Source organism: Phycisphaeraceae bacterium, from assembly GCA_020851465.1.
GTDB lineage: Bacteria > Planctomycetota > Phycisphaerae > Phycisphaerales > Phycisphaeraceae > JADZCR01.
Map to the genome: position 1 here is coordinate 720,342 of JADZCR010000006.1, position 14,598 is coordinate 734,939.

A 14,598-nucleotide genomic window follows, 5' to 3' on the forward strand; every position below is an offset into this window, starting at 1 on the left:
CCCCTGCTAATGGGAGCCAGTCATGAAATTCCTTTCCACCATTCTTGTCGCGCTGATGATGCTGGTGATCTCGTCGCCGCTTCTGGCGGTCGATGATGCGCATTTCAAACAGGGTGACGAAGCGATTAAAAAGGCCATCGCCTATCTGCGTGCCACGCAAGGCGCGGATGGCAGTTGGACACCCAAGGCAGGCCCCGGAATCACCGCACTGGTCGTGCGCGGCATGCTCGATCAGCCGGACATCAAAGCTGATGACCCCGCAGTCAAGAAAGCAGTCGCCTACATCCTCAGCATGGTTAAGGAAGACGGCGGTATCCACGACGGAAAACTCGAAAACTACAACACGGCTATCTGTCTCTCCGCCCTGGCGAGAATCAACGACCAGCCAGGGGTGGCGGAAATAATCAAGAAGGCTCAGGACTATCTTCGCGGGCTTCAGTGGTCGGATCAGGTCGATCCTAACGGCGTCAAGATCACCGAAGCGCATCCGTTCTACGGCGGCGCGGGCTATGGACGAGAAGGCCGCCCGGATATGTCGAACACGCAGATTATGCTCGAAGGCTTGTACGACTCCGGGCTGGACTGCAACGATCCGGCGTTCAAACGGGCACTGGTCTTCATCACACGTTGTCAGGGTACGGCGGTGAACAAGGAATTCGGCGACAAAATCGCACCCGATGGCGGCTTCATTTATGCAACCAGCCAGAGCCGAGACAAAGTCGGCCAGCTTGAGTCGAAGGCCGGCATGGAAACCGTGGACATCCCCGGACAAGGCCAGCAAAACCGCATGCGGACTTACGGTTCAATGACATACGCCGGTTTCAAGAGCTACCTCTATGCACAACTCGATCGCAATGATCCTCGCGTCAAGGATGCGCTGGGCTGGATCACGCGGCACTACACGCTGGACTTCAACCCCGGCCTTCAGGACAAATCCGACACGCCCGTCGATGAGCGGCTGCAGGGCCACTACTACTATTTTCTAACTTTCTCGCGTGCTTTCGACGCATGGGGGCAGAAGCAGATCACCCTGGCGGATGGCACCAAGCGTGACTGGGGTAACGACCTGGTGGACAAGCTGGCGTCGCTGCAAAAAGAAGACGGCTCGTGGGTGAACTCCGCCGACCGCTGGATGGAAGGTGATCCCAACCTCACCACGGCATTTGCTGTACTTGCGCTGGAACACGCGCTGAAAAAATAGCGCAGGTTCTGCGGGCGATTACGTCGCTGATGCCATTTTTGCCGCCAGCTTGATTGCCGCCTTCATGCTGCCGGCATTCGCCTTATTTTGTCCGACGATGTTGAATGCGGTGCCGTGGTCAACGCTTGTGCGGATGATCGGCAGGCCCAGTGTCACATTCACCGCGACATCCCAGCCGATGAGCTTGACGGGGATCAACCCTTGATCGTGGTACATCGCCACGACCAGATCATATTTGCCCGCCAGCGCGTCGAGGAAAATGGTGTCGCCGGGGAACGGCCCGTGAACGTCGATTCCCTTGTGCTGGGCCATCTGAATGGCCGGCGTGATGATGCGTGACTCCTCATCACCGAATTGACCGTTCTCGGAGGCATGCGGGTTGAGACCGCAGACCGCGATGCGCGGCTTGGCGATCCCCAGCCGTCTGCACGCCTCATGCCCCAAGTCGATCGGGTCGAACACCGCACCGATGGTCAGCACGTTGCGAATCTCCATCAGCGGCAAATGCACCGTCGCCAGCACGACGTTGAGCTTCGGAGCGTGGAACATCATTACCGAGCGTTTGACCTTGCATCGATAGGCCAGCAACTCGGTATGACCGGGAAACTTGCAGCCGGCGAGCGTCCATGATTCCTTGCAGATTGGCGCGGTGACGATGGCATCAATCCGACCCGATGCGCCAACCGGCCGATTGGCTGCGACAATCGCATCCTCAAGGAACTTCAGTGAGGCGGCCCCGCCCTGCTTTGTCGGCCGGGGATTTCCCGATCCCAGCACCGAAAACTCGTCGTAATCAAGCACCACCACATCGTGAATCAGGTCGTACTCCGCCCGCGGCGAATCGTGCTGAAGCCGCCACCAGAATGGATCGATTTCCGCCAGGTCAGCGGCATAGCTGAGCAATTCATTCATACCGTAAATGACAAAACGACCCAGCTTGCGGATTTCCTCATCGGCGAGTGCTTTGACAACCACCTCCGGCCCGATGCCTGAAGGCTCGCCCATGGTGATGCCGATGACCGGTCGGCGCGGCTGAGGGTTGGAAGACGATGAAGCCATGGATTCATCCTATACGCGAACGCCCCTTCATGATCCACCCGCACCATCACAAGCGGCGACTCCTGATTCCGTAGTCCGCTTGTTACCATCTCCGCATGGCTGAGAATCGAACGATGATCGAAGTCGCTGTCGTGGGCGTCGGCCGCATGGGTAAACATCATGCGCGGACGTATAAAAAATTATCCGGTGCGAAACTCGTCGGTGTCGTGGATGCGGATGAGGACCGAGCCGCGACGATCGCTGATGAATACGGCTGTGCCGCCTACACCTGTGCGGATGAGTTGCTGGCCCGCCATCCGAATCTCGCGGCTGTCAGCGTCGCGGTACCGACGAAGTATCACACCCCGGCAGCTACGCCGTTCCTGCATCGCGGCATTGCCTGCCTCGTGGAAAAACCGTTGGCCGCTGATGTCGTCGAAGCCCGTTCGCTCGCTGACCTTGCGACGAAACACAAGGCTGTCCTCCAGGTCGGCCACACGGAGCGTTTCAATCCCGCGGTGCGGGCTGTCGTTGCGATGAATCTCCGCCCGCGTTTTATCGAGGTGGATCGCGTCAGCCCGATGACCTTTCGCTCGCTCGATGTGGGTGTCGTCATGGACATGATGATTCACGATCTGGACATCGTGCTCATGCTCGCCGCATCAAGGCTCGATCGCGTGGACGCCGCAGGCGTCGCCGTACTCGGCCAGCACGAAGACATCGCCAACGCCCGTCTCGTCTTCGCCAATGGTTGTGTAGCCAACCTTACCGCCAGCAGATTGGCACTCAAGACCGAGCGGAAACTACGACTCTTCAGCGAAGATGGATACGTCAGCCTCGACTACGCCAAACGCACCGGCATCGCCCTCAGACGGGCACAGAACATGGCCGCACTCGAACAGGTCCGCGCTCAGATCGCCGAGGGTATGGACCTTTCACAATTGGATTATTCACAACTGGTAAACATCGAGGAATTGAGCATGGGGCCTGACGATGAGCAGGACCCCCTGACCGCTGAGCTGACGAGTTTTCTGGATGCGGTGCGCGGCAGACGGATGCCGGAGGTGGACGGCACGGCAGGTTACGCAGCGGTGGATGCCGCTGAACGTGTCGTCGCCGCGATCCGCGCCCATCGGTGGGAAGGCCTGCCGCAACCGCGCGTATGACTCTCCATGCGATGGTCCCCCGCTGATCTCGCCGACGCCGTTTACGAAGGCTTCCTCGCCCGCGCGGAAGCTGACAATCTTGAGCAGGCGGTCTATGGCTTCGACGCCCTGGCAGAGCTTGGCCTGCACCCGTTGATCCAGGAATCATTCCTCCGTGCCGGTTACGGAGTCTGGCCGGAGACACGCTACCCCTGCGACTGGATCAAGGCCAAACGCAACGAAGGCATGCGCTGCGACATCGTGCTCACTCCTGACAAGCGGGCGATCCGCGACCCGCGCCTGAAGGACACGCTTTTTGATTCCGACGAAGCGGTGGATGCGGAAAACGCCTACTGGCTGGAGGTCAAGACCGTCGCCCAGCATGAAAAGACCGGCCCCTTCCGCCGTTACAGTGCCGAACTGCTCGCGCCGGTGGCCAATGACGTGAAAAAACTCTGGAGCGACAGCATCATTCGTCACGCGGGACTGTTGCTCGTGTTGCTGACCGAATCACGCGAAATCGCGGAGCACGATATTCTCGCGTGGCATCGAAAGTGTCTCGACCGCGGCTATCCGGTGGCCGCTCCCGCCATTCGTGGTTTCAAAATCACCGAGCGCATCGGCAACGCATGGTGTGCCATCGCGTTGTTCGGCATTCGAGGGGTATAACCCGGAACGTCCCCCCGCTTTCGCATCGGGCGGGATCGCCTGTCACTCCGCCACCGCCAGCGAGGTTACCGGCAGCAGGCCTTTGACTTCCTTCGCTTTGCGTTTCCGCTCGATCATCACATACGCCAGAGGCACCACAAAAAGCTGGATGACGGTGCTGAAGCCGAGTCCCGCCATGATCGCTACCGCCAGCGGTTGCCAGAGTTCTCCGCCGCCGGAGAGGTTGAACGCCACGGGTATCAGGCCGACGACATTAGTCAGTGTCGTAAGGATCAGCGGCCTCATGCGGAGCTGACCGGCATAGACCACGGCCCGTTCGACCGGCACGCCGTGATCCCGCATCTTGTTGGCAAACTCGACGAGCACCATCGCGTTATCAACCACGATACCGGAGAGTGCCACGACGCCGATCATCGCCGAGACGGAGAAGTTCAGCCCCCATAGCAGCAGTCCCAGCGCCACGCCGACAAACGACAGGGGCACGCTGCCGAGAATGAGTAACGGTTGGCGGAAGTTGTTGAATTGAAACACGAAAATCACCAAGTTGCCGATCAGCGCGATGGCCATGGCGAGATTCAGATCGATGAAGGCTTCGTCACGGAGCTGATTTTCACCGCCGAATTCCACGACAACTTCATCATCTGACAGCAGCACGCGGTTGCTATGACTCTGCACGAGCGCGTGTCGCTGAGTCTCACTCAGGTCGGTTCGTAAAGCGGCGACGAGCTGGCGTTTTACGTCGTCGGGCAGAACCCCCTCATCAAGCTGGCAACGGATGTTGATGACCCGTTTCTGGTCGTAATGCTGGATTACATGCGCACTCATGGTGCGGTCCACGTCAGCCACCGCACCGAGCGTCGGTTGCTTGCCCGTCGGACTCCGCAGCGGCAGATTTTTGATGTCCTCCACCTGATCGCGGTCGCTCGGAGCGTTGCGCAGACGCAGGTCGATCTCCTCGTCGCCGCCAAAATCCACCGATCCGACTCGAACGCCTTCCAGCGCGTAACTGACGCTTGTGGCGATCTGCTGGGCGTCGATGTCATACAGACCGGCCACCGCGCGGTTCGGCGTCGCGTTCAATTCGTTGCGCCGACGGAAATCACTGGTTACATCGCGTGTGCCGGGGATCGTGCGCAGCAGACGCTCCAGAGACTTGGAGCGTTGGGCCAGTTCATCGAGCGAAGTCTCCCGCTGCGCCAACACCCGAACCACCACCGGAGCACCGGCGGGCGGGCCTTCCTTGGGGGAAGTCACATGTACGATCACATCCGGCATGGCGGGCAACTCATCCTCGATCGCCTTGCGGATCTGCGAGTTGCTGCGCTGCCGATCCGCCGCCAGTTCCAGTTCGACATAAACCATGCCGAATTCCGGCCCGGTTCCAACCGGCGCGTCGAGCCGTGTATTAAGCCGTCCGGCCTCGCCGATCGTCGTCACCGGGCGGACGCGAGGCGAGCCGGGAGACGGTTGATACCACTCCTCCGGTCGAACCGCCCGATTCACCGCAGCCTCGATCGTGGATGCAACCTCGACGCTCTTTTTCTCCATCGATGAACCCAGAGGCAACTCGAAATTGACCTCGATCACCGGCGTGTCCGCCTCCGGGAACAACTCAAACCCGACCGCACCAATAAAAAATAAGCCCATCGGAATGATCACCGCGACAGCAGCGAGCGTCATCACCAACCCACGGTGAGGAATCAGGTGATCCATGATCCAGCCGTAGCCGCGTGACATCCGCGAAGCGCGGGAAAGCGTCTCGGCATTGGCGATTTCTTCTTCATCCTGCGAAAGGTCAGCGACCGGTTGGCCCGTGGCATCGCAATCTCCCTTCTTGCGGGGCGGCGACTTCATCAGGTAAACACTCATCACCGGCAACAGGAAGTGATCCACCAGGACTGCTGCGATCAGCGCGAAGATGGTGACAATCGGAAGCTGCCGCAGAAACTCGCCCATGACGCCGCGAACGAGGAACAGCGGGGCAAAGCTCGCCACCGTGGTGGCATAGGCAAAGAGCACCGGCACGCCGACCTCCGCCATGCCGCGTCGCGCCGCCTCCAGCGGGCCGCGGCCCAACTCGCGGTGGCGATAGATATTTTCTCCGACCACGATGCTGCCGTCCGCCACCTCGCCCACGACGAGGATCATCGCAAACAGCACCATGTTGTTGATCGCCAGACCGGGGTAGATCGTGTGCTTGGCCAGCCACATCAGAGCGAACGTGACCAGAAGGCAGAAGGGAAATGCCGTACTGATGATCGCTGCGTTGCGCCAGCCAAAGACGATCCAGAGCATGATCACCACCATCAGAGTGCCTTGCCAGGCATTGCTCGTGAGCTGGTTGAGCATGTAATGAATCTCGCGGGCCTGTGATCGTACGGTGCCGATCTGCGTACCCTGATTTTCCTTGTTGGCAACGAAGCGATCGACCGTGCTCTGAATCGCGTTGGCAGCCGCGAGCACGTCCACATCGGTCTTGGGTCGTGCCAGGAGCACCGCCGCGTCCTTACCGTCATACCGCGCGATGCTGTCCAGAGGTTTGTGGCCGACATAAATCTTCGTCGCAATATCCGCCAGGATGACGGGCTTGCCCTGTCGCTGCCCCAGGGGGATTTCCTTGATTTCTTCGATGTTCTTGAGGCGGCTACTGGTACGGACACGCAGGTCGCCGCCATCCGAGCTCTCAATCGCTCCGGATGGAGCTTCGTGATTGGCGTGACGAATCGCCCCCTCCACCTGCTGGTAGGTGAAGCCGTAGATGGACATGCGGTTGGGATCCAGCTCGATCTGAACCTCCGGCTCAAGCCCGCCGAAGATATCCACGCCGGCCACGCCCTCCACCTTTTCCATCTGCGTCTTGAGGCGCTCAGCAATCTGCCGCCTCTGCCGTCCATCTGCACCGCCGGCTACGAAAACCTGGATGATCGGGAAATTTTCAAATCCGACATCGTTGATGATCGGCCCTGGATTTTGCTGCGCTTCGGGCGGGAACTCGCCCTTGATCCGATTTATCAGGCTTTCAACGTCAGCCTTGGCATCCTTAACCGAAACATCGTCCTCAAAAACGAACTGCACCAGAGCCATGCCATGCAGTGCTTGAGAATGTACCGCTCCCGAATCCTTCAACCCGCGCAGCGTGCCGGCCTGCTCCTCGATCTTGCGGATGATCTGCGATTCATTGGTGGAAGGCGGCGCGCCGGGGTTCGGCACCGCCACGGTGATCACGGGCAGCTTGACCCGTGGAGACTTTTCCTTGGGCAACGTAAACATCGCACCTACGCCCAGACCGCAGAGGATCACAGTGGCGAGGATCACCAGCTTCGGATACGCGATGACTTTGGCGGTTACGTCCATGTGTATTGCCGACGTTATCGGCGCTGACTGTGCGTGAGCCGTCCCGGACGGACGGCAAACCACTAACGGTTGGATTCCCCAGCGGCCATCGGCTCGATGATCCGAACCGTCTGACCATCCGTCAGTCTCGTCTGACCCTCGACGATCAGGCGATCAAAACCTTGCGGCAGATCCGCCAGCAGGTAGAAATCACGGTCAACCATCACCGGCTTAAACGCTACACGGTGGGCCACCGTCATGGGAACATTGATCGAGCTTTGGCCGAGCTGCCCGAGATTCAACCCCGTTTGATAACCATCGCCAATGAAAAAGGCGTAATACTGGTCTCCGACACGAGACGCCGCTTCCGCTGGAATCGCAATCGCCTTTTTTTCGCTGACGCAGACCACTGCCTTACCGATCATGCCGGGCCTTAGACGGCCATCCGCATTCGCCAATTCGATTTCGACATTAAACAGCCCTGTCGCCGGATCAGCTGCGGGCGGGACGATCGCAATCGTCCCTTCGCGCATCGTGGTGTCACCCTTGAGCGCTTTGGCGGCATCCACATCGCTGGCCAGCGCCTGAACCTCCACCTGAACCTTCTGATCTTTTTTCAGCAGAGGAAGTTTTCGTTCAACCACGCCGACGACAAGTTTCACCTTGCTCAAATCGACGAGGGTGATGATCGGCTGAGACGGGCTGACCATCTGACCGACATCCACGGGTACCGCCGCGACCAGCCCTCGGATCGGAGACTTGAGCGTGGCGTCATCGAGGTTGATGTTGGCGACGTTTCCGGTCGCACGGGCGGACTGGTACACCGCGGTGGCGGCGGCGAGCTTTGCAAGGGCGGCATCCAACTGGGCATTGGCAACCTTCACCGCGGTCTGAGCTTTATCGATCTCGTATGTGTTGGCTGCGCCGGCCGCGCCCATTTTTTTCAGGCGGCCCAACTCCTGGGCGGCATCCTCCGCGCGGGCCTTGGCATCAGCGATCTGGGCGTTGGCAGCATCCTGAGCGGCCTTGGCCTCCTGCTCACGAGCCTTAGCCTCCTGCAAAGCTGCTTCGTACCGAAGCGGCTCAAGCTGAGCGAGAACCTGTCCCGGCTCAACCGAATCCATTTCCTTGATCGTCTTGTCCTTGCTGGAGCCTAGCTGCGCCAGCCGTCCCGCGATCTGGAAAGCCATGTCAATGCGGATATTCGCCTGAATCAGGCCGTGAAACGACTCGGTGACGCTGTACGGCCTCTCTTGGAGCGGAGCACAGCGGACCACCGCCGGCCGGATCACCGAAGGGGCGACCTTTTCCCGCAAACCGGATGAACGAAAAGCGGCAACCCCCCCGACTAAGGCAAGTCCCGCAAGGAAACAAAAGATGATGGCAATACGTGTTTTCATGCACCGGATTCGGCGAGCAGGGTCGCCATTGTAGTTTCTCATGTATAGATCGGTCTGTGCGGGCTGAAGAATTAGCGGACGTGGCCGGTATCGACGGCAGGCGAGAACGTTTCCCCGCCGCCATGACGCCGATGTTAACTGACTATTTTAGCAATGCCCATCTAGAAAGTCAAAAAGTTAATAAAATATTTTTCAGGCGTAGCCGAGAGCCGCTAGGTCATCCTCGTCGAGGCCGAAGTGGTGGCCGATCTCGTGCAACAGCGTAATGCGGATTTGCCCCTCCAACTGCTGCCCTCGCCGACCGGCGACACGCATGATCGGCCCGCGGAAAAGCATCATCCGGTCGGGCAGCGTCCCCGACTGCGATACGCTCCGCTGGGTGATTGGGATGCCCCAGTGCAGACCGCAGAGATCGGTTGTGCGCGGGTTGATGCCCATCTCATCAAGCACAACGCGCGACGGCTCATCCTCCACGATCAACGGAATCTCCTCCATCAGTTCCAGGAGATGACCGGGCAACTCGCTCATGATCTGATCGAGCAGCGAGTCGAACTGTCGGCGTTGCGCGGACGAAAGCATGTTGTCTCACCACTTGCCGACATTCAGACCCGCCACAGAAACCAACCGGACGGCATGTCGGTTGACCATCCTTGGGCGGCTCTGCGGGTGTTATGTCTCGCCGTGGAGCCGCAGCGTACCGACGATTTCGCTGATCGACCGGCAGCCCTGCCGTGCGAGGTACTCGCTAAGTCCCTGCGTGATGTTCAACGGCGTGGAAGGATCGACGAACATCGCGGTGCCGACAGCCAAGCCCGACGCACCGGCGAGCAGGAACTCCGCCGCATCCTGCCAGTATTGAATACCGCCCATACCGATGATCGGCACTCTGGCGTCGCGTGCCACGCCGCGGTAAACGCGGTGCGTCAGATAGACCGCCAGCGGTTTGATCGCCGGGCCGGATAATCCGCCGGTACCGTTGGCGATGCGCGGGCGTCGCTTGTGAATGTCGATCGCCATCGCCGTGTAGGTGTTGATCATGCTCAGGATATCGGTGCCGCCTTCGACGGCTGCACGGGCGGTCAGCACGATGTCGCCGACATTGGGTGACAGCTTAACGATGAGTTTCACCCGCTTGACCATCGCGCGGCGAACTTCACGGACGAGCTCCTGAAGTAATCGCGGGTCCGTTCCAAACGTCAGGCCGTCTTTCACATTCGGGCAGGAGACGTTGAGCTCGATGGCGTCCACATCAGGCTCAGCAGCGACCCGTCCGCAGACGCTTACGTAATCCTCCATGCAGTGACCGGCGACGTTGACGATGATCTTCGGCCCGCTCTGGCGCAGCTTGCGCAGTAGCGGCAGTTTTTCATCGAGGAATGCCTGAAGACCGACATTCGCCAGTCCGATGGCGTTGAGCATGCCGCCGCGCGTCTCAACGATGCGCAACGCTTCATTCCCCTTGCGTGGTTCAGCGGTGATCGACTTGGTGACGAAGGCACCCAGCCGGGAAAGGTCGGTGAAGTCCGCGTATTCGTAGCCGTAGCCGCAGGTACCCGAAGCCGTCATCATCGGGTTCGCCAGTTCGAGGCCGGCAAGATTCACCGCAAGGCTCACGCTCCCAGACGCGGGCTTTGGATCGGTCGAGGCTGATGGTGAGGTCGATCGTGTCATCGCGGGGAATCATACCGGGTTGATGGTCCCGGATCGAAAATAGGCGATAATGTTTCGAGTTTTGGAATGAGGAAAGGAAAAACTCCATGGCCCATGCGTTATCTGATCCACGGGTACTAGCCAAAGAGGAAGCTGACCGTATCAACTCCAACCGTCAGCAGTGGCTGGTCACGCCTGTGGATCGTGTCATGGCGGATGCCCCCTACTTTGAGCGTGAAAACCTGCTGGCGGGGCTGACCGATTTTCACCGCGAGCGCATGACCAGGATTCCCTCCATCGAGAAATACCCGGAGTCAAAACCGTGGGTCGATTTCGCCCTCCAGAACGAAGCGGAACTTAAACGGCTGGCCAATCTGAGCGACCGCGAGATTGCGATCTTCCGCAGTCTCACCACCTATCTGAGCTTCCGCGGTTATAAGCAGGCCAAGCTGCTGTCGGTCGATGAACGCTGCCGCTGCGCCTATCTGCCGGAAACCGATCGCGGTCCCATGCACATCAAAAACGTGGATGATCCCATCACGCACTGGAAACCATCCGACAAGCAGCCGAACCCAATCCCCTTCAGTGGAGATTTCGTCACTGACGGCGTGGGCAGCGGACTGCACATCGATGACGAGCCGGAGGACATTTTCCCGCTGCCGGTGCTCACCATGCTCAGACAATACGCCAACGACGTACCTTCGAGCGTGGATTTTCTCACACGCTACAAATCATTCTGGGGAGGCGGAAACCTGCTCATCCATGACTCGAAGAAGCGATCAGTCGCCATCGAAAAATGCAGCTTCAACTTCATCGAGGTGTTTTACCCGGATTCGACCGGCCGGTCTTACATCAGCGGAATGTCCTGCCGCGACCCTCAATCGCCGCAGGGGAAATATCAGCGGGCGAAACGCGATCAGGCTATCGAGCTATTCGGCATCGGGCAGGATTGCTCGGATAACGCCTTCTGGAGCATGTGCTTTACCTTCGAGCAGAAATTAAGACAGGCCCTCAATGATCTGCCAAAAGTTCCCACGTTTGCCGATGTGGTCAACCTGTTCACCAGTGCATACCCGAAAGGCCTGCGTAAAGACGGCATTCGTCTGCATCCCAAACAAGGCCTCATCGGCTACACGCTCTGCATCCACGCGACACTCCGTGATGAACGGAAATATTTCCGCTGGCAACGCAGTCAGGATGGGAGCCTGTTCCCAGCGCAGCCCGAAGTGTTTTCTTTTTGAACCATGCGGAAAATAGCCGACGGCTGAGTCAACACTGATCATACTCCGTGGCTTTATCCGCGACTTGTTTGCTGAGGCGATAATCGTCGCATGGAACCGCGCCCGCATATTTTCAACCTCGACCCGGAATCACTTTCCGAACTGCTCCAGGGCTGGGGGATGGCCAAGTTTCGCTCGACGCAGGTGCTCGAATGGGTTTACCGCCGACATGTCGTAAATCCCGCAGAGATGACCAACATCTCAGCCTCTGACCGCCTTTTGCTTTCCGAGCGGATGAGGTTTCTCGCGGGAACCACGCTCTCCCATCAGGTCGCCTCGGACGGCGTACAAAAACTCCTGATCGACTGGAGCCGACCGCAGCGCGAAGTTGTGCCGGATTCCGACAAGGTCGAGCCGAACCTGATTTCCGCAAACGCTCCCCTGCTGCGAGTGATCGATCACGAGCAACGCGATTCAAACCTCCATACCGAGTGTGTGATGATCCCTGCGGAAAGTGCTGACTCCGGCACCGAGCGCAGAACCGCGTGCATCTCCAGCCAAGTTGGCTGCCCGGTTGGTTGTCGATTTTGCGCTTCGGGTATCGGCGGACTCGACGGCAATCTTACGGCTGGTCAGATTGTCGAGCAGGTCTGGCGACTTGGCGCGTTGGACGGCGTGGAGCGCATCTCCAATGTCGTGTTCATGGGCATGGGCGAACCACTGGCGAACTTCGACAATGTCACACGGGCGATCAGAACGCTCATGGCCGATTGGGGACTGGGGATTTCCGGTCGGAGGATCACCATCAGCACGGTCGGCCTGCCTGCGCAAATCCGTCGATTGGCAGACCTGGAGTTGCCGGTCACGCTGGCGTTGTCGCTCCATGCGCCCGACGATGATCTGCGACGAAAGCTCATACCTTGGGCTGAGTATGTCACGATCGCGCAGCTCATCGAGGCGTGCGGCTATTACTTTGCAAAGACCGGCCGCGAAATCACTCTGGAATACATCCTGCTCGGTGGCGTTAACGATCAACCTGAGCACGCTCACAAACTCACCCAGATCGCCCGGCGGCTTCGTGCCAACATCAACCTCATCCGTTACAACGAAGTCAAAGGCATGCCCTTCAGCCGGCCGGCCGGAGATGATGTCCATCAATTCCAGGCGATCCTCCGCAAGGCAGGGGTCAACACCCACATCCGCGCCAGCCGCGGTCGTGATATCTCAGCTGCGTGCGGGCAACTTCGTCACGAACATCAAACCTCCGCGACTGCTAATTCTGCATCAGGAATCAGCGGGCACTGAATCCAGTCCGCTCTCGCAAATCCTGATTTTGCGGTAACGTGTGCCAATGTTTTTTTCACTACCGGGTTTTGGAGCTTTTCCTGATTCCGTTACGCTGGTAAGCTGGTTATGCAGAAATGAATGCGTCTCCATGGCATGACCGGAGGGATATCCGATCAAGGGGTGCCAGATGAAGATTCGCTGCACCAAGTGCGAAAAAAAGTTCAAAGTTCCTCAGACATATCAAGGTCGTAAAGTTCGCTGCTTCAACTGCGAGACGGTCTTCATTGCAACCGAGTATGTCGATCCTGAAGCGGCGGATTTATCGCTCTGGCGCGACATGATCGTGCAGGTGACCGAGCGTTACGGCAGCTACGTGGAAGAACCTGCCGAGGCTGCGACTCCTCAGGAAGAAGACCTGATCGAAGCGACGCTTGAGGAAGACGACTCAGCTGCGCTGGCACCGATCCGCTTTTCCCGCATGACCGCCGTCTCAGAATCAGCCTGAGCGATTTCGATCTCAGCGCGGTTGAGCTTCGGTACTCATGCTGATAGGCATCGTGCCCTCTGATCGACGCTGGTGTTACTTGATTTTCACCGTCTTGTTTTTGCGGACGCTCTTGATTTCCGCTTCGACGATCTTCACCGAGTTCGCCGCCGACTCGACCGTCACGATCGAGGGCTTCTGTCCGGTCTTTACACAGTTGATGAAGTAGTCGATCTCTTTCTCGTAGCCCATCGCCTGTTCCAGCGGAATACCGCGACGCTGGCCGTTCTCCACCAGTGTCAGCACATCCTTGCTGTCCAGATCGAATATCGCGGTCGCTTTTTCAAAGTTGACCGTGTAGCGCATCGAGAATCCAAAACCCGGCGACATGACCCAGCCGCCCTCGGCGACGACCATCGGCGGCGCGTTCGGACCTTCATAGATGTATCGCGTCATCACGTGATCGGTGTGGCCGGTAAGCTTGGTGTAACCGACGCTCTGCACCGCACGAGGCATGCCGAATAGATATTGGATGAAGTCGGTATCGTGGATATGCAGATCGAGGATCGCCCCGCCGCACTGCTCACCATCGCTGTAAAACGCCCCGCCGGGATGATTGGCAACGCGGCGGAATTGAGCCGCATAGACCTTGCCATAGGTTTGATTCTGCACCGCATCCTTGAGCCAGGTCCAACCGGGCCAGAAACGCATGCACATTCCGACCATCACCATCCGATCCGTCTTCTGCGTCAGCTTCACCAGTCGCAACGCTTCCTTAGCTGTCCGAGCTACGGGCTTTTCGAGCATCACATGCTTGCCCGCCTTGAGTGCGTACTTGAGGTACCGGGCGTGCAGCGGCGTGGGCAGGCAGATATCCACGATGTCGATCGACTTGTCGCGGATCAGTTTCTTCCCTTCCTCGTACTTTTTGACGGCGTTGATGTCGAAGGATGCCTTCGCTTGTCCCTCGATGTTTCCCGCAGCGCGTTCCTCACCCGACAATCGGCGCGGGTTGGCATCGCTGATCGCCACCACCTGCACGTCGGTGCGCTTGGCGTAAACGTCCAGGTGTGTATTCCCCATCATTCCCAGGCCGATGACTCCGACTCGTAGCATGAGAGTTTCCTTTTCGATTTAAGCAGATCAGCGCGGGCGGCAAGCAGAATCAGCA

Annotated in this window: 12 protein-coding genes; 6 read left to right on the forward strand and 6 right to left on the reverse strand. The window is 58.8% G+C overall.

The features are described from left to right. Nucleotides 1–22: 22 nt before the first annotated feature. Nucleotides 23–1,201 carry a terpene cyclase/mutase family protein gene (locus tag IT444_09590; GenBank protein ID MCC7193018.1) on the forward strand — a complete coding sequence of 393 codons (1,179 nt, stop codon included), beginning with the start codon at nt 23–25 and terminating at the stop codon, nt 1,199–1,201. Nucleotides 1,202–1,219: 18 nt separating this feature from the next. Here the strand turns inward: IT444_09590 and pdxA are convergent, their stop codons facing one another. Then, on the reverse strand, nt 1,220–2,260 hold the full coding sequence (gene pdxA, locus IT444_09595; GenBank protein MCC7193019.1) for a 4-hydroxythreonine-4-phosphate dehydrogenase PdxA: 1,041 nt from the start codon (nt 2,258–2,260) through the stop codon (nt 1,220–1,222). A 95-nt stretch (nt 2,261–2,355) separates the two neighbouring features. Between pdxA and IT444_09600 the strand changes: the two genes are divergently transcribed. Together IT444_09600 and IT444_09605 are read left to right on the forward strand one after the other, a co-directional pair. Beyond that, entirely contained in the window at nt 2,356–3,405 is a 1,050-nt protein-coding gene (locus tag IT444_09600) for a Gfo/Idh/MocA family oxidoreductase (GenBank protein MCC7193020.1), read from the forward strand. Nucleotides 3,406–3,411: 6 nt separating this feature from the next. Further along, complete coding sequence (locus tag IT444_09605; protein ID MCC7193021.1) at nt 3,412–4,053, forward strand: hypothetical protein; 642 nt, start codon at nt 3,412–3,414, stop codon at nt 4,051–4,053. Between the two features lie 42 nt (nt 4,054–4,095). Here the strand turns inward: IT444_09605 and IT444_09610 are convergent, their stop codons facing one another. The 4 genes from IT444_09610 to IT444_09625 all read right to left on the reverse strand — a co-directional run bounded on the left by IT444_09610 (nt 4,096) and on the right by IT444_09625 (nt 10,457). Beyond that, complete coding sequence (locus IT444_09610; GenBank protein MCC7193022.1) at nt 4,096–7,407, reverse strand: efflux RND transporter permease subunit; 3,312 nt, start codon at nt 7,405–7,407, stop codon at nt 4,096–4,098. A 62-nt stretch (nt 7,408–7,469) separates the two neighbouring features. Continuing rightward, on the reverse strand, nt 7,470–8,786 hold the full coding sequence (locus tag IT444_09615) for an efflux RND transporter periplasmic adaptor subunit (GenBank protein MCC7193023.1): 1,317 nt from the start codon (nt 8,784–8,786) through the stop codon (nt 7,470–7,472). Between the two features lie 192 nt (nt 8,787–8,978). Then, nucleotides 8,979–9,365: a metallopeptidase family protein gene (locus tag IT444_09620; GenBank protein ID MCC7193024.1), complete on the reverse strand. Its 387-nt coding sequence runs from the start codon at nt 9,363–9,365 to the stop codon at nt 8,979–8,981. Between the two features lie 90 nt (nt 9,366–9,455). Next, complete coding sequence (locus IT444_09625; GenBank protein ID MCC7193025.1) at nt 9,456–10,457, reverse strand: dihydroorotate dehydrogenase; 1,002 nt, start codon at nt 10,455–10,457, stop codon at nt 9,456–9,458. 86 nt (nt 10,458–10,543) lie between these two features. Between IT444_09625 and IT444_09630 the strand changes: the two genes are divergently transcribed. From IT444_09630 to IT444_09640, 3 genes are all read left to right on the forward strand, one after another. Continuing rightward, nucleotides 10,544–11,677, forward strand: a complete 1,134-nt coding sequence (locus tag IT444_09630) for a hypothetical protein (protein MCC7193026.1) — start codon at nt 10,544–10,546, stop codon at nt 11,675–11,677. Between the two features lie 90 nt (nt 11,678–11,767). After that, nucleotides 11,768–12,961, forward strand: coding sequence for a 23S rRNA (adenine(2503)-C(2))-methyltransferase RlmN (gene rlmN / locus IT444_09635; protein MCC7193027.1), 1,194 nt, complete (start codon nt 11,768–11,770; stop codon nt 12,959–12,961). 169 nt (nt 12,962–13,130) lie between these two features. After that, nucleotides 13,131–13,448 carry a hypothetical protein gene (locus IT444_09640; GenBank protein MCC7193028.1) on the forward strand — a complete coding sequence of 106 codons (318 nt, stop codon included), beginning with the start codon at nt 13,131–13,133 and terminating at the stop codon, nt 13,446–13,448. Between the two features lie 75 nt (nt 13,449–13,523). On the opposite strand, the gene IT444_09645 is transcribed toward IT444_09640, so the two are convergent. Continuing rightward, nucleotides 13,524–14,543, reverse strand: a complete 1,020-nt coding sequence (locus IT444_09645) for a Gfo/Idh/MocA family oxidoreductase (protein ID MCC7193029.1) — start codon at nt 14,541–14,543, stop codon at nt 13,524–13,526. Nucleotides 14,544–14,598: the final 55 nt, after the last annotated feature.

Bases quoted from the DNA above. Each gene is read 5' to 3' on its own strand.
- IT444_09615 (MCC7193023.1), bottom strand. From the start codon at position 8,786: ATGAAAACACGTATTGCCATCATCTTTTGTTTCCTTGCGGGACTTGCC.
- IT444_09625 (MCC7193025.1), bottom strand. From the start codon at position 10,457: ATGACACGATCGACCTCACCATCAGCCTCGACCGATCCAAAGCCCGCG.
- IT444_09640 (MCC7193028.1), top strand. From the start codon at position 13,131: ATGAAGATTCGCTGCACCAAGTGCGAAAAAAAGTTCAAAGTTCCTCAG.
- IT444_09645 (MCC7193029.1), bottom strand. From the start codon at position 14,543: ATGCTACGAGTCGGAGTCATCGGCCTGGGAATGATGGGGAATACACAC.
- IT444_09600 (MCC7193020.1), top strand. From the start codon at position 2,356: ATGGCTGAGAATCGAACGATGATCGAAGTCGCTGTCGTGGGCGTCGGC.
- IT444_09605 (MCC7193021.1), top strand. From the start codon at position 3,412: ATGCGATGGTCCCCCGCTGATCTCGCCGACGCCGTTTACGAAGGCTTC.
- pdxA (MCC7193019.1), bottom strand. From the start codon at position 2,260: ATGGCTTCATCGTCTTCCAACCCTCAGCCGCGCCGACCGGTCATCGGC.
- IT444_09610 (MCC7193022.1), bottom strand. From the start codon at position 7,407: ATGGACGTAACCGCCAAAGTCATCGCGTATCCGAAGCTGGTGATCCTC.
- rlmN (MCC7193027.1), top strand. From the start codon at position 11,768: ATGGAACCGCGCCCGCATATTTTCAACCTCGACCCGGAATCACTTTCC.
- IT444_09590 (MCC7193018.1), top strand. From the start codon at position 23: ATGAAATTCCTTTCCACCATTCTTGTCGCGCTGATGATGCTGGTGATC.
- IT444_09630 (MCC7193026.1), top strand. From the start codon at position 10,544: ATGGCCCATGCGTTATCTGATCCACGGGTACTAGCCAAAGAGGAAGCT.
- IT444_09620 (MCC7193024.1), bottom strand. From the start codon at position 9,365: ATGCTTTCGTCCGCGCAACGCCGACAGTTCGACTCGCTGCTCGATCAG.